At 65.8% G+C, this 18,530-nt stretch carries 14 protein-coding genes; 7 read left to right on the forward strand and 7 right to left on the reverse strand.

The window, feature by feature from the left end; genetic code table 11:
* Positions 1 to 204 precede the first annotated feature (204 nt).
* Positions 205 to 1,251 (reverse strand): class I SAM-dependent methyltransferase, encoded by a 1,047-nt coding sequence (locus E8F06_RS14825; RefSeq protein ID WP_280368461.1) that lies wholly within the window; start codon positions 1,249 to 1,251, stop codon positions 205 to 207.
* Positions 1,252 to 1,466: 215 nt separating this feature from the next.
* Positions 1,467 to 1,961, reverse strand: coding sequence for a hypothetical protein (locus tag E8F06_RS14830; protein ID WP_280368463.1), 495 nt, complete (start codon positions 1,959 to 1,961; stop codon positions 1,467 to 1,469).
* A gap of 207 nt (positions 1,962 to 2,168) precedes the next feature.
* On the opposite strand from E8F06_RS14830, the gene E8F06_RS14835 reads away from it, so the two are divergent.
* Positions 2,169 to 6,062, forward strand: coding sequence for a DEAD/DEAH box helicase (locus tag E8F06_RS14835; RefSeq protein WP_280368465.1), 3,894 nt, complete (start codon positions 2,169 to 2,171; stop codon positions 6,060 to 6,062).
* Positions 5,953 to 6,660 carry a hypothetical protein gene (locus E8F06_RS14840; protein ID WP_280368467.1) on the forward strand — a complete coding sequence of 236 codons (708 nt, stop codon included), beginning with the start codon at positions 5,953 to 5,955 and terminating at the stop codon, positions 6,658 to 6,660. The genes E8F06_RS14835 and E8F06_RS14840 overlap by 110 nt, the downstream gene beginning before the upstream one ends.
* Positions 6,661 to 7,019: 359 nt before the next feature.
* Here the strand turns inward: E8F06_RS14840 and E8F06_RS14845 are convergent, their stop codons facing one another.
* Both E8F06_RS14845 and E8F06_RS14850 read right to left on the reverse strand, forming a co-directional pair.
* Entirely contained in the window at positions 7,020 to 7,778 is a 759-nt protein-coding gene (locus tag E8F06_RS14845) for a Mut7-C RNAse domain-containing protein (RefSeq protein WP_280368470.1), read from the reverse strand.
* Between the two features lie 53 nt (positions 7,779 to 7,831).
* Positions 7,832 to 8,485, reverse strand: coding sequence for a peroxiredoxin (locus E8F06_RS14850; protein WP_280368473.1), 654 nt, complete (start codon positions 8,483 to 8,485; stop codon positions 7,832 to 7,834).
* Between the two features lie 318 nt (positions 8,486 to 8,803).
* On the opposite strand from E8F06_RS14850, the gene E8F06_RS14855 reads away from it, so the two are divergent.
* Positions 8,804 to 9,091, forward strand: coding sequence for a GYD domain-containing protein (locus E8F06_RS14855; RefSeq protein WP_151136092.1), 288 nt, complete (start codon positions 8,804 to 8,806; stop codon positions 9,089 to 9,091).
* 50 nt (positions 9,092 to 9,141) lie between these two features.
* Here E8F06_RS14855 and E8F06_RS14860 read toward each other — a convergent pair whose 3' ends face one another.
* A complete protein-coding gene (locus E8F06_RS14860; RefSeq protein ID WP_280368476.1) occupies positions 9,142 to 9,861 on the reverse strand; it encodes an EthD domain-containing protein in 720 nt (239 codons plus the stop codon).
* A 267-nt stretch (positions 9,862 to 10,128) separates the two neighbouring features.
* On the opposite strand from E8F06_RS14860, the gene fusA reads away from it, so the two are divergent.
* Positions 10,129 to 12,231, forward strand: a complete 2,103-nt coding sequence (gene fusA / locus E8F06_RS14865) for an elongation factor G (protein ID WP_280368478.1) — start codon at positions 10,129 to 10,131, stop codon at positions 12,229 to 12,231.
* 375 nt (positions 12,232 to 12,606) lie between these two features.
* On the opposite strand, the gene E8F06_RS14870 is transcribed toward fusA, so the two are convergent.
* Both E8F06_RS14870 and E8F06_RS14875 read right to left on the reverse strand, forming a co-directional pair.
* Complete coding sequence (locus E8F06_RS14870; RefSeq protein WP_280368480.1) at positions 12,607 to 13,734, reverse strand: LLM class flavin-dependent oxidoreductase; 1,128 nt, start codon at positions 13,732 to 13,734, stop codon at positions 12,607 to 12,609.
* 322 nt (positions 13,735 to 14,056) lie between these two features.
* Complete coding sequence (locus tag E8F06_RS14875; protein ID WP_280368482.1) at positions 14,057 to 15,241, reverse strand: flavin-dependent monooxygenase; 1,185 nt, start codon at positions 15,239 to 15,241, stop codon at positions 14,057 to 14,059.
* A 338-nt stretch (positions 15,242 to 15,579) separates the two neighbouring features.
* Between E8F06_RS14875 and E8F06_RS14880 the strand changes: the two genes are divergently transcribed.
* The 3 genes from E8F06_RS14880 to E8F06_RS14890 are packed head-to-tail and all read left to right on the forward strand — an operon-like array spanning position 15,580 to position 18,527.
* A complete protein-coding gene (locus E8F06_RS14880) occupies positions 15,580 to 16,086 on the forward strand; it encodes a flavin reductase family protein (RefSeq protein ID WP_280368484.1) in 507 nt (168 codons plus the stop codon).
* Between the two features lie 9 nt (positions 16,087 to 16,095).
* Positions 16,096 to 17,772, forward strand: coding sequence for an FAD-binding protein (locus tag E8F06_RS14885; RefSeq protein ID WP_280368487.1), 1,677 nt, complete (start codon positions 16,096 to 16,098; stop codon positions 17,770 to 17,772).
* Positions 17,769 to 18,527, forward strand: a complete 759-nt coding sequence (locus E8F06_RS14890; protein ID WP_280368490.1) for a glucose 1-dehydrogenase — start codon at positions 17,769 to 17,771, stop codon at positions 18,525 to 18,527. Before E8F06_RS14885 ends, E8F06_RS14890 begins: the two co-directional genes overlap by 4 nt.
* Positions 18,528 to 18,530 lie beyond the last annotated feature (3 nt).

Below are 18,530 nucleotides of genomic sequence, written 5' to 3' on the forward strand. Positions count from 1 at the left end.
GGAATGCTGGGCGCCGATTTCCATGGCGCAGGTTGAGGCGGTGTTTCTTATCTGGGCACTACTAAGTTACGGATTTATTGCGGGAAAGTTTTGGCGGTCATGGATCAGCGTAATAGCGAGATTACTCCCTGTCTGACAAGGACTTTCTTGGAGATGTTCAAGGCGGTGGGCGGTGGGCGGTTCGAACTCCGCCCACCGGTTGCTTCACTTGCGTGCTTCGAGGATCAGGTTGAACGGCGTTTCCGTGGCTCGGCGGAAGCTGGTGAAGCCGGCCTCCTCGAACACCTTGCGCAGGCGTGCTTCGCCGGCCTGGGCGCCGAGGCCGAGTCCGACTTCCTGAGACAGGGAATTGGGTGTGCAGATGAAGGTTGAGGCCGAGTAGAACAGGCGCCCCACCGGCGTCATGTTGTCGTCGAGATGATCGTGGGCGAAGGGTTCGACCAGAAGCACGGTGCCGTCGGGTTTCAACGTCTGATAGGCATGCCGGGCGGCACCCACCGGGTCGCCCATGTCGTGCAGGCAGTCGAAGTAGCAGATCAGGTCGAACCCGTCGCCGGGGTAGTCCTTGGCGCTGGCCTGGACGAAGGTCGCGCGGTCCGCCACACCGCCATCCTGGGCCCGCCGGTTGGCGGTCTCGATGGAGGGGCCGTGGTAGTCGAAACCGATGAAGCGCGAGGCGGGAAAGGCCTGGGCCAGGATCACGGTGGATGCGCCGTGGCCGCAGCCGACGTCGGCGACCTTGGCGCCAGCCTGGAGCTTGTCCACCACACCATCCAGTGACGGTAGCCACTCGGCTACAAGGTGGGCGCGGTAGCCGGGGCGGAAGAAGCGCTCGGTGCCGCTGAACATGCAGGGGTGGTGATCGCCCCAGGCGAGGGCGCCATCGCCGCGCATGGCTTTCACCAGCTTGTCCTTGTCGTGGAAGAGCGCCGCGATGACCGAAGCACCGCCGGCCACGTACACCGGCGAGTCTTCCACGGCCAGGGCGAGCGCCTGTTCTTCCGGCAGGCGGAAGCGCCCGTTGTCGTGCTCCATGTAGCCGGAAGCGGCGTGGGCGCTCAGCCATTCGCGCAGCAGGCGCGCGTTGCAACCGGTGCGGCTGGCCAACTCGTCCGGGCTTACCGGCTGGCTGTCGGCCATGGCGCGATACAGGCCGAGTTCGTCGCCGACGATGATATTGGCGAGCATCGCTGCGCCACCCATGTCGGAGACCAGCTTGCCCATGAACTCGTTGAGCCTGGATTCGTCCATTGCCTGTCCTCCTTCGATGAGCGGGCAGCTAGCGAAAAGCGGCGGGGAGCGTGGAGAGACTGTGGAAGGAGCCGCGGCAGCCGAGTCGTGTGTAGCTGGAGTGGCCCCCTCCGTGTCCCGCAATCACGGGACACTTTCAGTTTAGTGGCCAGCCAATGGCTTATTGCCGGCCGGTCAGGCCAGCCGATGAGTGGCCGGCGGTCGGCAGCCAGCGGTCAGACGTAGATGCTGACCCCGCCCTTGGCCTGCAGCCAGTCGCGGTAGGTGGTCAGGGAGTTCGTTTTCTTGTCGCCGTCGTAGCCGACGAAACCGAGGCCGCTGTCCTTCTCGTCGAAGCCGGCGTCGATCAGCTTCTGCACCTTGTCCTTGAGCTTCAGGGCTTCGTCGCGGTCCAGCTCGGCGACATCCGGCAGCTGGATCTTGTCGGCGCCGCCAGTTGATGGGGTCGTCTTCGTGGGCTGGGTGCCGCTGAAATGGCTGCCGCCGATGGCATTGCCACCGCCGCTCATGGCGCGGAACAGGCCGCCACGGCTCTGGGCGATCAGGGCGTTGGCATAGCGGCGCAGGTCGGCCACCGGGTCCTGGGTGGCGGTCGATTTGTCTGCGGCCTTGGACTCGGTCTTATCTGTGCCGGTGCTGTTGCTGCTGTTGCTCCGGGAGGCGAGACCGAGGTAGCTGGAAATGGCCGAATTGGTGGAAATGGTGGTCATGGCAGTTCCTCTGCGCGATCTGACCACCTGATCAGCATTATTCGGGCCAGTTTGCTGAAAGGCCCGTGGCTGCTGGGACTTTGAGTACTAGCGTGCCAATACTGCGGCAGGGGCTTGCCGTCGACAGGCAACAGTCTGCCGGATAGGGCGGCGACCATCGGTCCGTCTCCCTTGAGCGGTGGTTGCGGGCCAACCATAGTGGGAGCCATGACCTCGACCCGCTCATCCACACCGGCCGCGCTGGAGGGTTTCCATCCCGCCGTCGCCGCCTGGTTCCGCACCAGCTTCCCCGCGCCGACGGCAGCCCAGACCCGCGCCTGGCCGGCCATACGCGCTGGCGCGAGCACATTGGTGGCAGCGCCTACCGGGTCGGGCAAGACCCTCACCGCCTTCCTTTCAGCCATCGATGAACTGGTCCACGAGGGGCTGGAGCAGGGCGGCCTGCCGGACCGCTGCACAGTGGTCTACGTCTCGCCGCTGAAGGCGTTGTCCAATGACATCCGCATCAATCTGGAGGAGCCCCTGGCGGGCATCCGCGCGGAGCTTTCGCGGCTGGGGCTGGAGGATGTGGATATCCGCACCGCCGTGCGCACCGGCGATACGCCCCAGGCCGAGCGCGATGCCATGCGCAAGCGCCCGCCACACATCCTGGTGACCACGCCGGAATCCCTCTACATCCTGCTCGGCTCCGAATCCGGCCGCGCCATGCTGGCCGGCTGCCGCAGCCTGATCATCGACGAGATCCACGCCATCGCCGGCAGCAAGCGCGGCAGCCACCTGATGCTCAGTGCCGAGCGCCTGGAGGCCCTGTGCGGACGCAGCTTGCAGCGCATCGGCCTGTCCGCCACGCAGAAGCCCGTCGAGCGCGTGGCAGAGTTCCTCATGGGGCAGGGCCGCGATGCCTGCACCCTGGTGGACGTGGGCTACAGCCGCGAACGCGATCTCGCCCTCGAAGTGCCGCCGGTGCCGCTGGAAGCGGTGCTGAGCAATGACGCCTGGGAGAAGGTCTACGACCGCCTCGCCGAGCTGGTCGCCGAACATCGCACCACCCTGGTTTTCGTCAACACCCGGCGGCTGGCCGAGCGCGCCACCCGCCACCTTTCCGAGCGCCTGGGAAACGCCGTTGTGGCAGCGCACCACGGCAGCCTGGCGCGGGACCTGCGCCTGGACGCCGAGCAGCGCCTCAAGCGGGGCGAGCTCAAGGTGCTGGTGGCCACCGCTTCGCTGGAGCTGGGCATCGACATCGGCGACGTGGAGCTGGTCTGCCAGCTCGGTTCGCCACGCAGCATCGCCGCCTTCCTGCAGCGGGTCGGACGCTCCGGTCACAGCGTCGGCGGCATGCCCAAGGGGCGGCTGTTCCCGCAATCACGGGACGACCTGATCGAATGCGCAGCCTTGCTGGATTGCGTGCGCCGCGACGAACTGGACGCGTTGGTCATCCCCTATGCGCCGCTGGATGTGCTGGCCCAGCAGATGGTGGCCGAGGTGGCTTGCCAGGAGTGGGGCGAGGATGAGCTGTACCGCTTGATGATCCGCGCCATGCCCTACGCGGACCTGGCGCGGGACCGTTTCGACGCCCTGGTGAGGATGCTGTCCGAGGGCTACAACGGCCGCCAGGGCGTGCGTGGCGCCTACCTGCATCGCGATGCGGTGAATCGCCGTCTGCGCGGCCGGCGTTCTGCGCGCCTGACCGCCATCACTTCCGGTGGCGCGATTCCCGAGACCGCCGATTACGCGGTGGTGCTGGAACCCCAGGGCGTGCCGGTGGGCAGCGTGCACGAGGACTTTGCCGTGGAGAGCCTGGCCGGTGACGTGTTCCAGCTGGGCAATCAGTCCTACCGCATCCTCCGGGTGGAGCCGGGCCGGGTGCGGGTGGAAGACGCCCAGGGCCAGCCGCCGAACATTCCCTTCTGGCTGGGGGAAGCGCCAGGGCGCACGGATGAACTGTCGGCGGCGGTGGCGAGGTTGAGGGGGATGGTTGAAGCGTTATTGGGAGACACCGAGCAGACTGCGACTACCCTCACCCCCAGCCCCCGCTCTGCGCCCCAGCCTGATCGCTTCGCGCTCAGTCGTTCATCGGCAACGGAAGCGGTGCTTCCGAAAGCATGCCTCTTCACCCCAGAAGGGAGAGGGGAGCAGTCCGAGCGAGGGGAAGACATCGAGCGGGCTGTCGAGGGGTTGCGCGAAGAAGTCGGCCTCAGCGACGCGGCAGCGAGGCAGATCGTCGAATACCTGGCGCGGGCCAGGGCTTCGCTGGGTGCGTTGCCGACTCAGCGGCGGCTGGTGATGGAGCGCTTCTTCGACGAAACCGGCGGCATGCAGCTGATCATCCATTCGCCCTTCGGCAGCCGGCTCAACCGCGCCTGGGGGCTGGCGCTGCGCAAGCGCTTCTGCCGCAGCTTCAACTTCGAGCTGCAGGCGGCGGCCACCGAGGATGCGCTGATCCTTTCGCTGTCCACCAGCCACAGCTTTCCGCTGGACGAAGTCTGGCGCTACCTGCACTCCAACAGCGCCGAGCATCTCCTGATCCAGGCCATCCTCGACGCGCCGCTGTTCGGCGTGCGCTGGCGCTGGAACGCCTCTGCCGCGTTGGCCCTGCCGCGCTATTCCGGTGGCCGCAAGGTGGCGCCGCAGATCCAGCGCATGCGCAGCGAAGACCTGCTGGCCAGCGTCTTCCCCGACCAGGTGGCCTGCCAGGAGAACCTGGTGGGCGAGCGCGAGATTCCCGATCACCCGCTGGTGGCCCAGACCCTGGACGACTGCCTGCACGACGCCATGGATACCGAAGGCTGGCTGGCGCTGTTGCGGCGTATGGAGCGCGGCGAGGTGGAACTGGTCGCCCGCGACCTGCCGGCGCCGTCATCCCTGGCCGCGGAAATCCTCGGCGCGCGCCCCTATGCCTTCCTCGACGATGCACCGCTGGAAGAGCGCCGCACCCAGGCCGTGCAGCAACGCCGCTGGACCGATCCGGAGTCCGCCGACGACCTGGGCGCGCTGGACGCCGACGCCATCACGGCGGTAGCCGAGGAAGCCTGGCCGCAGGTACGCGATGCCGATGAAATGCACGAAGCCGTGCTGGCCCTGGCCTGCATCACCCAGGCCGAAGTGGAGGCCAATCAGGGCTGGAGCGGCTGGCTGGCGCAACTGGCCAAGGTACGCCGCGTTACTTGCCTGCACGTGGATGGCCAGCCGGCCTTGTGGCTGGCGGCTGAGCGGCTGGAACAGTTCCGTGCGCTTTTTCCGGATGCCGTTCTCAAACCGACTATTACGGCGCCTGAGGGCTTCACCGCCGATTGGTCAGCGGACACGGCGTTGCTGGAAGTGGTGCGTGCCCGGCTTGGTGGTTTCGGCCCCCTGACGCTGGTGAAACTGGCTGCTGATCTGCACCAGCCCCCTGCGGACCTGACCTTCGCCCTGGCCAGCCTGGAGCGTGAAGGCCAGGTGCTGCGAGGCCGCTTCACCCCCGGAGCGGCGGAAGAGGAATGGTGCGAGCGCCATCTGCTGGCGCGTATCCATCGCTACACGGTCAAGCGGTTGCGCCGGGAGATCGAACCCGTGGAGCGCGCCGACTTCATGCGCTTCCTGTTCGACTGGCAGCGCGTCGCGCCCTCCGCCCAGGTACGCGGTGCCGAAGCCCTGGCCACGGTGCTGGGGCAGCTGGAAGGCTTTGAGGCGGCGGCTGGCGCCTGGGAAAGCGAGATATTGCCCAGCCGCGTGGCCGACTACGGCATCAACTGGCTGGATGACTTGTGCCGCGCCGGCCGGCTGGTCTGGTGCCGCCTGGGCGGACGCGGCAAGGTGGCGGCGGGACCGGTACGCAGCACCCCCATCCTGCTATTACCTCGCAAGAGCCTGGGCCTCTGGCGGGCCTGCCTGCAGGATGCGCCGACCCCGGAACCGTCCCCGCGCGCCGAGCGGGTGCGCCAGGTGCTGGCCAGCCAGGGCGCGCTGTTCTTCGACGAATTGATGGACGAAGCCCACCTGCTGCGCAGTGAGCTGGGATTGCCTCGGCGAGCTGGTGGCGCTGGGCCTGGCCAATGCCGACAGCTTCGCCGGCCTGCGTTCCCTGCTGCTGCCGGCCGCGCGCCGCAGCCGGCATGACCGCCGTGCGCGTATGGCCCTGGCCAATATGCAGGACGCCGGGCGCTGGGCCTTGTTGCGGGGCAGGACGGAGGAGGGCAACGGCAAGGTTCCGGCCGAAAGCCTGGAGCATGTGGCGCGCACCCTGCTGCGCCGCTATGGCGTGGTGGGCTGGCGCCTGCTGGAGCGGGAAGCCGATTGGCTACCGCCCTGGCGCGACCTGCTGCGGGTCTATCACCGCCTGGAAGCGCGCGGCGAGATTCGCGGTGGGCGCTTCGTGGCCGGCGTGTCCGGCGAGCAGTTCGCCCTGCCGGAAGCTGTCGGCCTGCTGCGGGAAGTCCGCAAGCGCCCGCTGGACGGCAGCCTGGTCAGCCTCGCTGCCTGCGATCCGCTGAACCTGTTGGGCACCTTGCTGGCTGGCGCCAAGGTACCGGCCGTGGCAGGCAATCGCCTGCTGCTGCGCGATGGCGTGCCGGTGGCGACCCTGGTGGCGGGCAAGGTGAACCTGTTGCAGGACGCTGATCCTGCCACCGCCAACGAATGGCGCGCGGCGCTGATTCGTCAGCCGGCGGCCACGCCCGTTGGGCAGCAGTCGAGGCGGGCGCGGATGCCGTTGTAGGGGGAGAATTCGGGGCTGGGCCAACTTCCCTCACCCCAACCCCGCTCTGCGCCCCGGCCAGCTCGCTTCGCTCCCAGGCGCTCATCGGCACCGAAAGCAGTGCTTTCGAAAGCGTGCCTCTTCGCCCCAGAGGGAGAGGGGGCTGTCCGTGCCTCGGGATGACCGGCATGTGTCACCCCTCTCCCTTCGGGAGAGGGGCCGGGGGTGAGGGGTGTATCAGCCGGCGCGGACGTCCTTAACCACTTGAAACCGCTCAGAAATTGACCCGAGGCGCGCAGCCCCGCGCGACATCTGGCCCCTGGCCATCTCCCGACAGGTTATCCACAGCTTCATCCACCGTTTTTGTGGGTAGACGCCGATCAGGCTTCGTTGGATTTATCCACAACCATCAAGGGCGCGAGCAGCGTACACATGCTTCGCCAGTGGGAGCCTTCCCAGTACAGGCGATCACAGGCGGCGCAACTGAGGAAGCGTGAGTAGAGCGAGCCGATGCGCGGCGGCAGGCGCGGGCGGGCCAGTTCCGGGGCGATTTCCTGCAGCGGGTGGTTGCAGTGCAGGCAGCGGCTGAAGGGGTTGGCGCTGCGGGCCAGGTCCAGACGCTCGAACAGCTCGCGCAGTTGCAGCGAGGGTTTCAGGGCATGCACGTAACAGCCGTGAGTGATGATGCGGCGCTTGAGCAGCTCGCGGTCGCGGGTCAGCACGATGCGCCCTTCATGGGCCGAGATCTCGGCGATCTGGCCGTCTTCGAAGCCGTTGTCGTAGAGCGTGTCGAAGCCGCACATGCGCAGCAGGCTGGCCAAGCCGCCGAGGTGCGCGTCGGCGACGAAGCGCAGCACCCGCAGCGGGCGAGCGCGGACCATGAGCAGCGGGCTGATGTCCAGCGTCTCGAACTTGGGATAGACCGCCACCCGGTCGCCGTCGAGGATTACCCGCTCGAAGCCCACCGACTCGCCGTTGAGCAGCACCAGTTCGACTTCGGTGTGCGGCACGCCCAGTGCCTCGATCATGTGCTTGACGGTGGCCGCCCGGGCGCAGGCGCAGGTGAAGGCCTGTCGGCGCCGTCCGGCCGGCAGAAAGTCGTTGAGCTCTTCGTAGAAACGGAATGTTGCCCTGACCATGCAGGACAGTATGGCAGGCCGTGGCGCGCCCTCCGTGGAGGGCGCGCGAGCGGTCATTTCGGCTGGGCGACGACCCGCAGGTAGGGCTTCAGGGTCTTGTAGCCATCGGGGTACTTCTTCTTCGCGTCTTCGTCGGACACCGAGGTGGGGATGATCACGTCGTCACCCGGACGCCAGTTCACCGGCGTCGCCACCGTGTGCTTGGCGTTGAGCTGCAGCGAGTCCAGCAGGCGCAGCACCTCGTCGAAGTTGCGGCCGGCGCTCATGGGGTAGATGAGCATGGCCTTGACCTTCTTGTCCGGGCCGATGATGAACACCGAACGCACCGTGGCGTTGTCCACGGCGGTGCGCGGGCCGGCGCTGGCGTTGGGGTGGATCATGTCGTAGAGCTTGGCCACCACCAGGTTGTCGTCGCCGATCATCGGGTAGTTGACCGCGTGCCCCTGGGTTTCCTCGATATCACCCACCCATTTGCGGTGGTCGCTGACCGGGTCCACGGAGAGGCCGATCACCTTGGTATTGCGCTTGTCGAATTCGGGTTTGAGCTTGGCCATGTAGCCCAGCTCAGTGGTGCAGACCGGGGTGAAGTCCTTCGGGTGGGAGAACAGGATGGCCCACTGGTCACCGATCCACTGGTGGAAATTGATGGTGCCTTCGGTGCTGTCCACGGTGAAATCGGGCGCTTCATCACCAATGCGGATTGCCATGTACGTCCTCCTTTGTGTCTGGCTGTCGGGGGCTACCGCGAGGGCAGCACAGATCGCGGCGAGCCTTGTGGCCTGCCGGGGCTAACAGTATAGGTCGGGGTTTCGAGGCTGCCCGGAAGGCGGAAGATCAGCGGTCATGCACCGATTCCCGGGGGTGCTATTCCTACCCGAAGGAGGTCGTCGGAAGCATGTTTGTCGACAGGGCCCGTGGCGGGTCGCGCCTGGTGGGCATGCATGGCCGGGAGAATGTCGGCCTTCTTCCGATGCAGTGGCTTCCGTAATCGGACCGTCGCTCTGCAACGCAACTGGAGCGAAGACATGGCTACCTTCATCACGCTGGCGACTTTCACCGATCAGGGCATTCGCAACGTCAAGGATTCCCCGGACCGCTTCGTAGCTTTCAAAGGGTTGGCCGAGCAGCTTGGCCTTTCGGTCAAGACCGCCTACTGGACAGTGGGCAGCTACGACCTGGTGCTGATTGTCGAAGGGGACGAGGCGGCGGCGACCACCTTGCTGCTCAAGACGGGCCAGTTGGGCAATGTCAGGACGCAGACACTGCGCGGCTACTCGGAGCAGGAGTTCCGGCGCCTGCTCGGCGGCCTGTAGCAGGACCTGCCCACGAACGGGGAGCAGCCGGACGGCCGCTCCCCTTGGGCTCAAAGCGAGGCCGCGGTCTTGAGCACGTACTGGCTGGTGGGGAGTACGTCGAGTTTGTCGAAGTCGATGAAGCGATTGCAGCTGTCCATCATCGCCGCGAGGTTCTGCTGGAACTTCGCCTCGTCTCCCGGTGCATCGAAGAAGGCCATGGGATCGGTCATGGCGGCCGGCGGGAAGGCTTCCTCGACTATCGCGTCCACCGGTGCGGCGCCGTGGGTAAGGGCGCGCACCACCAGGTTCTGCACGTAGAGGAAATTGTCCTGGGTGTCGATGGCGACCCGCGTGTGGTGGTTGCGCCAGATATCCAGCCAGGCGTCGCGGGTCAGGCGCGGCGGGCAGCTGAGGAAGGCGATCTGCGAGAAACCGTGGGTGCGCTGGCCGACGTGGGCGGGGAAGCGGGTATTGCGAATCACCACCGATTCGCTCACCAGGTAGGCCGCCAGGCGGCTGGAAACCGCCTTCAGGACGTCATCGAAGGGGCGGCGCACGTCGGTGTTGGCGCTGTCGGCCCAGAGCGACAGGGTAGCGTCCGGCAGCGGCCGGTTGTTTTCCTGGCGCAGGCCGGCGGCGGGAGCGACGTCGGCGTCGGCCAGGTTCACCTGCAGGCCACGGGCGCCCAGGGTGAAGAGCTGCTCGGCGACTGCACCACGCAGGCGCTGGGAGAAGCTGTCGAGGCTGTCCTGCGGGTCGCGCCACAGGGTGTAGATGATCTTTTCCACGGCAAGGTCCTTGTTGTTATGGGTGCGCCCAGACCATGCGGCCTGGCGCGCGGTCCGGCATCGTCCGCCCGGACTAGCGGATGAGTGGCCGGTGGTGTGGTCGAGGCGGTGCTAGCGTTAGGGGAGGGGACGTGCGGTCTTGGGGACTGTCATTCCCTTGCAGCAGGCCATTTGCCCACAACCCTTGTACTCGAACCCGGTGCCGGTGGCACCGCCGGTGTGCGTGCGGCCCTGCCATAACTCATAACCCGCACGGAGGTGATTGCCATGGCCCGTACAACTCCCATCAGCCATTACCGCAACATCGGCATAGTGGCCCACGTGGACGCCGGCAAGACCACCACCACCGAACGGGTCCTCTACTACACCGGGGTCAACCACAAGATGGGCGAGGTGCACGACGGCGCCGCGACCATGGACTGGATGGTCCAGGAACAGGAACGCGGCATCACCATCACCTCGGCCGCCACCACCGCCTTCTGGAGCGGTTCGCGCAAGCAGCTCGACAAGTTCCGCGTCAACATCATCGACACCCCCGGCCACGTCGACTTCACCATCGAGGTGGAGCGCTCCCTGCGCGTGCTGGACGGCGCGGTGGTGGTGTTCAGCGGCGCCGACGGGGTGGAACCGCAATCCGAGACGGTCTGGCGCCAGGCCGACAAGTACCACGTGCCGCGCATCGCCTACGTGAACAAGATGGACCGCGCCGGCGCCGACTTCCTGCGGGTGGTGGAGCAGATCAAGAAGCGCCTCGGCCATACCCCGGTGCCGATTCAGCTGCCCATCGGCCAGGAAGAGAACTTCACCGGCCAGATCGACCTCATCCGCATGAAGGCCATCTACTGGAACGATGCCGACCAGGGCGCCAGTTTCCGCGAAGAGGAGATTCCCGCCGAACTGCGGGAGGAGGCCGATCACTGGCACAACGTGATGCTGGAAGCCGCGGCCGAGGCCAATGAGGAGCTGATGACCAAGTACCTCGACGGCGGCAATCTTTCCGAGGAGGAAATCAAGGCCGGCCTGCGCATTCGCACCCTGTCCTGCGACGTGGTGCCGGCAGTGTGCGGCTCGTCCTTCAAGAACAAGGGCGTGCCGCTGGTGCTGGACGCCGTGGTCGAGCTGCTGCCGGCACCGACCGAGATTCCGTCCATTCGCGGCACCCATCCGGACCACCCGGAGAAGGAAGACGAACGCCACGCTGACGATGCCGAACCCTTCTCGTCCCTGGCCTTCAAGATCGCCACCGACCCCTTCGTCGGCACCTTGACCTTCGTCCGTGTCTACTCCGGTGTACTGAACTCGGGCGATGCCGTGCTCAACTCGGTCAAGAGCAAGAAGGAACGCGTCGGCCGCATGGTGCAGATGCACGCCAACCACCGCGCGGAGATCAAGGAAGTACGCGCCGGTGATATCGCCGCGCTGATCGGCATGAAGGACGTCACCACTGGCGACACGCTGTGCGACCTGAACAAGCCGATCGTGCTGGAACGCATGGACTTCCCCGAGCCGGTGATCTCCATCGCCGTCGAACCCAAGACCAAGGCTGACCAGGAGAAGATGGGCATCGCCCTTGGCCGGCTGGCGCAGGAAGACCCGTCGTTCCGGGTGAAGACGGACGAGGAAACCGGGCAGACCATCATCTCCGGCATGGGCGAGCTGCACCTGGACATCATCGTCGACCGCATGAAGCGCGAATTCGGCGTCGAGGCCAACACCGGCAAACCTCAGGTGGCCTACCGCGAGACCATCCGCAAGACCTGCGAGATCGAAGGCAAGTTCGTTCGCCAGTCCGGCGGCCGTGGCCAGTACGGTCATTGCTGGATTCGCTTTGCACCAGCGGACGAAGGGCAGGAGGGCCTGGAATTCGTCAACGAAGTGGTGGGCGGCGTCGTGCCCCGCGAGTTCGTTCCGGCCATCCAGAAAGGCATCGAGGAGCAGATGAAGAACGGCGTGCTTGCCGGTTATCCCCTGATCGGTCTGAAAGCCGCGGTGTTCGACGGCTCCTACCACGATGTGGACTCCAGCGAGATGGCCTTCAAGATCGCCGCCTCCATGGCCACCAAGCAGCTCTCGCAGAAGGGCGGCGCGGTGCTGCTGGAGCCGGTGATGAAGCTGGAAGTGGTGACGCCAGAGGATTACATGGGTGACATCATGGGCGACCTCAACCGCCGCCGGGGCCTGATCCACGGCATGGACGACGGCGTGTCCGGCAAGATCATCCGCGCCGAAGTGCCCCTGGGCGAGATGTTCGGCTACGCCACCGACGTGCGCTCCATGTCCCAGGGCCGCGCCAGCTTCTCCATGGAATTCGCCCGCTACGCCGAAGCACCGGCGAGCATTGCCGAGGCGATTGTGAAGAAGTCGGGCTAGGTAGGTTGTGGCGGGCGGCGTTCCGCTAGAGCGAAGCGAAACCCAACGATCGAAGCCGCAACGTTGGGCCTCGTTCCTCGGACCAACCTACGGCAGATCTTCGATCTGCATGGCGAATGAATTCGCCCCTACAGGTGATGTGCTCCCACATCCCACAGGAGCGACGGACCTTGCGTAGGTTGTGGTAGAGCGAAGCGAAACCCAACGATCGAGACCGCAATGTTGGGCCTCGTTCCTCGGACCAACCTACGGCAGATCTTCGATCTGCATTAGCGAATGAATTCGCCCCCACAGGAAGAGCCCCTGCCGTTGTGCCATCCAAAAAAGAAAACGGGCCCGAAGGCCCGTTTTCCATTCCTCACTCCGCTGCTCAGGTCAGTCCTTCTGTTTGCGGAAGTAGGGAATCACGTGTTCGCCGATGTTCTTCAGCGTCTCGAGCTGTGCCCACTGGGGCACGGTGCCCATCTGGCAGATGAAGAGGATTTCGTCGGCGCCGGCGTCGATCAGGCGCTGCACATAGCCGATGCAGTCGCTCACGGTGCCGTAGGCATGGTTGGGGTTCATCATCGCCATGGTCGGGTCGGAGAAGTCGACCTTGACCTCCTCGGAGGCGAAGCGCGACTTGATCACCGCCTGGCCGTTGCCGTCGACGAAGGTGTCGTCCTTCCACTTCTCCGGGTCCGGACGTTCGCCGCCGGCGTACCAGTAGGCCAGGGATTCCATGAAGTAGCGCTGGCCACGAATGCCGATGTGGCGGGCCTTCTCGTTGTCTTCCAGAACGATGGCCGGGCACAGGGCGGCGATGTGGCGATTCGGGCGGAAACCAACCTGGTTCTTCTCGTCACGGTTGTCCCAGGCTTCGTGATACACGGCCACTTTCTTGGCGATTTCCTCCGGGCCGCCGAAGCCCAGCACCAGGGCGCCCATGCCGCGGCCGCCAGCGTTCTTCAGCGACTCGGTGTTGGTGCAGGCCAGGTACATCGGCGGATGCGGGTCCTGGTAGGGCTTGGGATGGATCGGGCGCTTGGGGATCTTCACGAAGTCGCCGTTATGTTCGATCTCGTCCTGCACGAACATCTTCGGGATCAGGTACATGGCTTCGTCGATCTGCGGTTGCAGGGTGGCCAGGTCGTAGCCGAAGGTGCCGGCTTCCTGCTGGGTACCGCCCTTGCCCACGCCGAAATGCACACGGCCCTTGGACAGCAGGTCGAGGGTGGCGATGCGCTCAGCCACTTTCACCGGGTGGTTCATGGCCGGCGGCAGGCAGACCACGCCGTGGCCGATGCCGATGCGCTCGGTTTTGCCGGCGACGAAGGCCAGCATGGTTTCCGGCGCCGACATGTGGGAGTAGTTGGTCAGCGCGGTGTGTTCCACGCACCAGAAGTTGTCGAAACCGAGCTTGTCGGCGAGCACGGCCTGCTCGACGGTTTCGTCGAAGATGCGACGGTCGCCTTCGCGGCTGCTGTCGATCGTCTGTGCCTCGTAGATCAGGGAGAATTTCATGCGCTTGGCCCTTGTTGTTCTTCGATCGGTCAACCCGGAGATGTCGGGTCTTGAGCGCATGGTGTGGGATCGAAAACCGCGCTGAATCCCCCAAAGAGACTAGTCATCTTGATGCCCCGCACAGCACGACGCCCGCGCGGGGCGGGCGTCGTGGCGAGGCGGGTTCGCCAGCAAGCTGGCTCCTACGTAGGAGCGAGCTTGCTCGCGAATCGCGATCTCAGGACCGTAGGATGTGGTGGAGCGGAGCGATACCCATCACCGCGGATTGATGGGTATCGCAAGCTCCACCCATCCTACAGAAGCTAGCTCTTGCGCAAAGGGATCAGAGGAAGAAGTCAGTGCTGTCCAACCCCATTTCCACGCCGCCCAGGTTAAGGGCGTACTTGCCCGGGCAGTTGGCCACGTGGGCGCGGCCGGTGTGGATGTCGCGGAAGGCGCGGTTGATCCCGTGCTGGCGGAAGATGGTGGAGGCGCCGCTGTTGTACATCAGGGCCTTCACCGCCTCGGCGCACTTGTCCGGGACGATGGCCGAGTCGTAGCGCATCTTCACCCGCTCGGCCATGGTCAGCGGTTCTCCGGCCTTGGCGCGATCCATCATCAGTTCGAAATTGCGCAGCAGCACGGTGCGGCACTCGTCCACCGTGACCATGGCGTTGGCCAGGGCGGTCTGGGCGCCGGGGTCCTGGATGATCTTGCGGCCATCGTTGACCCCGACGCGGCCCTTGTTGGCCTGGACAAAGAGCTCTATGGCCCCTTGCAACGCACCGATGGTGGAGGACGACACCGCGCGCACGAAGATCTGCCCGAACGGCAGGCGGAACAGCGGCGAGGTGTTTACCGCGTTGCCCGGGCTGTTCTGCATGAAACCGTCGATGGAGCGGTGGGTGTGGTACTCGGGCACGAATACGTCTTCCACCAGGACGTCATGGGAGCCGGTGGCTTCCAGGCCCATCACGTCCCAGTTGTCAATGATGCTGTAGTTGCTGCGCGGAACCAGGAAGGTGCGGTAGTCCGGGCCGTCGCCTTCCTTCTCCGGGGGCACCATGGCGCCGAGGAAGGCCCACTGGCAGTGCTTGCTGCCGGAGGAGAAACCCCAGCGGCCGCTGAGGCGGAAGCCGCCCTCGACGCGGGTGACCTTGCCCACCGGCATATAGGACGAGGAGATCAGCACGCTCGAATCCTGGCCCCAGACGTCTTGCGCGGCACGGTCGTCGAACAGCGCCAGCTGCCAGTTGTGGATGGCCACCACACCCAGCACCCAGGCCGAGGACATGCAGCCTTCAGCGAGGGTCATCTGCACCTCGAAGAAGTCCTTGGGCTCCAGCTCATAACCTTCCCAGCGCGCGGGCTGGAGGATGCGGAAGAAGCCCGCTTCCTGGAAGTCACGGATCGTCTCTTCGGGCAACTGGCCGTTCTTCGCGGCCAGGGGCGCGCGTTCGCGCAGCACGGGCACCAGCTCTTTGGCACGTTGTTTCAGGCGTTGGCGGATCAGGTCTTGGTCGAGCATGTTGTTGTTCTCCTGTTGAAGGCTTTTCCACCTATCGCCGGGCATTCAAACAACGGGCAAGCGGGGCGGCATCCTTCAAACGGACCATATGCACGAGCGCGGAGTTGCCTGCTTGCATGGACTGCTCTTTTGTGGGGGCGAATTCATTCGCTATGCAGGCCGAAGGTCTGCCCTTCGGCCCAACAGGTGGCAGCTGCGCTGCCATTAGCGAATGAATTCGCCCCCACAGGTAAAGAGCCCCACGTACCGGCGTTCTGACTAGTCCCCTCGGACGATGTTGCAGGGCGGGTCAAGGCGAAGAATCGGCACCACTGTTAGAACAACAAGAGGGCAGTGCGATGAGCCAGGCCGATCTGAAAGGCGAGATGCTCCAGGCGATGCGTCGTCTGGCCAAGTCCGTGACCATCATTACCACCAGCAATGGCAGCGAGCGTTTCGCCATGTCCGCCACGGCGGTGGATTCGCTTTCCACCGAGCCGCCGTCGCTGCTCATCTGCGTGAACAAGACCGCGTCGCTGCACGCCGTGCTGGATGCGGGCGCGGACTTCTGCGTCAACATCCTCGGCCTGGAACAGGAAGAGCTGTCCCACCTGTGCAGCGGCCCGGTGAAGGGCGAAGCGCGCTTCCAGCGCGGTGACTGGCGCAACAGCGAAGGTGGCATTCCCTACCTGGGCGATGCCCAGTCGGCCATCCTCTGCCAGCAGGACGGCAAGTTCAGCTACGGCACCCACACCATCTTCATCGGCCGCATCGTGGAGATCCACAACAGCGCCGAGATCAGTCCTCTGGTCTATCTGAACGGCGCGTATACCACCACTGCGCCGTCGCTGGCCGTTGCGAGCTGAGGGCTGCCCATGACCGCCATGGAGCAGGGGCTCGACAGTCCACTGCAGGTCGCCGACGCCGCCCAGCTCAGCTGGGATGACAGTGCCGACCTGCTGGTCGTGGGCCTTGGCGGCGCGGGTGTCTGCGCCGCCCTGGAGGCGCGCGGCCAAGGCGTGTCCGTGCTGGCGCTGGAGCGCTTCGCCGGTGGCGGCGCCACGGCCCGCAGCGGCGGCGTGGTCTATGCCGGCGGCGGCACTCCGCACCAGGCCGAAGCTGGGGTCGAGGACTCACCTCAGGCGATGTTCGATTACCTCCGTCAGGAGGTCGGCGATGCGGTGTCTGAAGAGACGCTGCGGGACTTCTGCGAGCGCAGTCGCGACAACCTGGCCTGGCTGGAACGGCAAGGTGCCGGCTTCCAGGGCAGCGTGCCGCCGATGAAGACGTCCTATCCGAGCGACAAGTACTTCCTCTATTACTCCGGCAACGAAGCCGTGCCGAGCTATGCCGCCACGGCCCGGCCAGCGCCGCGTGGGCACCGTGCCCTGGGCTCCGGGATGTCCGGTTACAACCTCTACAACCCACTCAAGGCCAGTGCGCTGCGCCAGGGTGTGCGCCTGCGCAGCCAGTGCGAAGTACGCCGTCTGGTGATGGATGCCAGTGGCCGGGTGATTGGCGTCGAGGCCTGGGAAATTCCCGCTGGCAGCCGGGCTGCGCGACGCCATGCGCGACTGGCACGCTGGACCGACGCGCTGCATCCCTACGCGCCGCCCCTGGCTGAGCGCCTGCGGCGCAGGGTTCGGGAGCTGGAACTGGCCCATGGGGAGCGCCGACTGATCCGTGCTCTGCACGGCGTGGTGCTCTCCGCCGGTGGTTTCGTGTTCAACCGCGCGATGCTGACCGTGCATGCGCCGCGCTATCTGGATGGCCTGCCCCTTGGCACCAGCGGCTGCAACGGCAGTGGCATGCGCCTGGGGCGTAGCGCCGGTGGTGAGCTGCAGCGCATGGAGAAGGTCAGTGCCTGGCGCTTTCTCAACCCCCCGCTGGCCTGGGCCAGGGGCATCGTCGTCAACGCCGCCGGGCAGCGCTACTGCAACGAAGAGGTCTATGGCGCCAAGCTGGGTCACGCCATGGTGGAAGAGCAGGGCGGCCGCGCCATCCTGATCATCAACCGGGCGCTGTACCGCGAAGCCTTCGCACAGATCGGGCCGGGCAAGGTCTGGTCCTTCCAGCGCATGCCGGCCTTGCTCAACCTGCTGTTCAACGCCCGGCGCGGCAACAGCGTCGGCCAACTGGCCGGCCGTATGGGCCTTCCCCGCGAGGCCCTGGAGCAGACGATGGCGGCCTACAACGCCGCTGCCCGGGGTGATCGCGAAGATGCTCTGGGCAAGTCGCGCGGCTTTCTCGCGCCGCTGGATGAAGGCCCGTGGTATGCCCTGGACCTGTCATTCGCCAGCAAGCTTTACCCCTGTGCGGTGATCACCCTCGGCGGGCTGCGGGTCTGCGAACGCAGCGGCCAGGTGCTCGATCACCAGGGCCAGCCGGTTCCCGGCCTGTTCAGCGCCGGCCGCAATGCGGTGGGCGTCGCTTCCAATTTCTATGTATCCGGCCTGTCCCTGGCTGACTGCGTTTACTCAGGGCGCCGCGCCGGCGCTCACGTCGCCGGTCTGGTTCGGGCTGCCAAGGCTTCCAAAGGAGAACAACAATGAAACGAGTCGAAGGCAAGGTCTGCATCGTCACCGGCGCCGCCAGTGGTGCGGGGCGCGACGACGCGCTGCTGCTGGCCAGCGAAGGGGCGAAAGTGGTGCTCACCGACCTCAATGACGAGGCCGGCCGCCAGGTAGCTGCGGAGATCGGCGCGAACGCGGTGTTCGTCCGCCAGGACATTTCCAGCGAAGCCGATTGGCAGAACGTCATCAAGGTCACCCTGGAAACCTTCGGCCGCCTCGATGTGCTGGTGAACAACGCCGGTATCCTCGCCCTGGCCAGCATCGAGGACACCAGCCTTGAGCTCTGGCAGAAGATCCAGCGGATCAACAGCGACGGCTACTTCCTCGGCTGCAAGCACGCCATCGCGGCGATGAAGGACAGCGGCGGCGGCTCGATCATCAACATGTCGTCGGTTGCCGCCCTGGGTGGCATGCCGGCCTTCTGCGCCTACTCCGCCTCCAAGGGCGCGGTGGCCGCACTGACCCGCTCCGTCGCGCTGCACTGCAAGCAGCAGGGCTACCGCATCCGTTGCAACAGCGTGCACCCGGACGGCATCAACACACCGATGACCCAGCCGCTGACGGGCCTGCAGAACGTGCCGCAAGAGGTGCTGGACCAGGACCCGAAGAACCGCATGTGCGCCCCGCGCGACATCGCCAACCTGGTGCTGTTCCTCGCCTCGGACGAGTCGCGCTTCATCAACGGCAGCGAGCTGCGCATCGACAATGCGCAGACCATCAGCGGCCTGATTTGACCC

The organism is Pseudomonas sp. BN411 (genome assembly GCF_029871235.1).
In the GTDB taxonomy this organism is placed as follows: Bacteria; Pseudomonadota; Gammaproteobacteria; order Pseudomonadales; family Pseudomonadaceae; genus Metapseudomonas.

Excerpts from the sequence above, each read along its gene's own strand:
- E8F06_RS14880 (WP_280368484.1), top strand. The coding sequence starts at position 15,580 with ATGAGCCAGGCCGATCTGAAAGGCGAGATGCTCCAGGCGATGCGTCGT.
- E8F06_RS14855 (WP_151136092.1), top strand. The coding sequence starts at position 8,804 with ATGGCTACCTTCATCACGCTGGCGACTTTCACCGATCAGGGCATTCGC.
- E8F06_RS14870 (WP_280368480.1), bottom strand. The coding sequence starts at position 13,734 with ATGAAATTCTCCCTGATCTACGAGGCACAGACGATCGACAGCAGCCGC.
- E8F06_RS14890 (WP_280368490.1), top strand. The coding sequence starts at position 17,769 with ATGAAACGAGTCGAAGGCAAGGTCTGCATCGTCACCGGCGCCGCCAGT.
- E8F06_RS14835 (WP_280368465.1), top strand. The coding sequence starts at position 2,169 with ATGACCTCGACCCGCTCATCCACACCGGCCGCGCTGGAGGGTTTCCAT.
- E8F06_RS14885 (WP_280368487.1), top strand. The coding sequence starts at position 16,096 with ATGACCGCCATGGAGCAGGGGCTCGACAGTCCACTGCAGGTCGCCGAC.
- E8F06_RS14875 (WP_280368482.1), bottom strand. The coding sequence starts at position 15,241 with ATGCTCGACCAAGACCTGATCCGCCAACGCCTGAAACAACGTGCCAAA.
- E8F06_RS14845 (WP_280368470.1), bottom strand. The coding sequence starts at position 7,778 with ATGGTCAGGGCAACATTCCGTTTCTACGAAGAGCTCAACGACTTTCTG.
- E8F06_RS14830 (WP_280368463.1), bottom strand. The coding sequence starts at position 1,961 with ATGACCACCATTTCCACCAATTCGGCCATTTCCAGCTACCTCGGTCTC.
- E8F06_RS14850 (WP_280368473.1), bottom strand. The coding sequence starts at position 8,485 with ATGGCAATCCGCATTGGTGATGAAGCGCCCGATTTCACCGTGGACAGC.
- E8F06_RS14825 (WP_280368461.1), bottom strand. The coding sequence starts at position 1,251 with ATGGACGAATCCAGGCTCAACGAGTTCATGGGCAAGCTGGTCTCCGAC.
- fusA (WP_280368478.1), top strand. The coding sequence starts at position 10,129 with ATGGCCCGTACAACTCCCATCAGCCATTACCGCAACATCGGCATAGTG.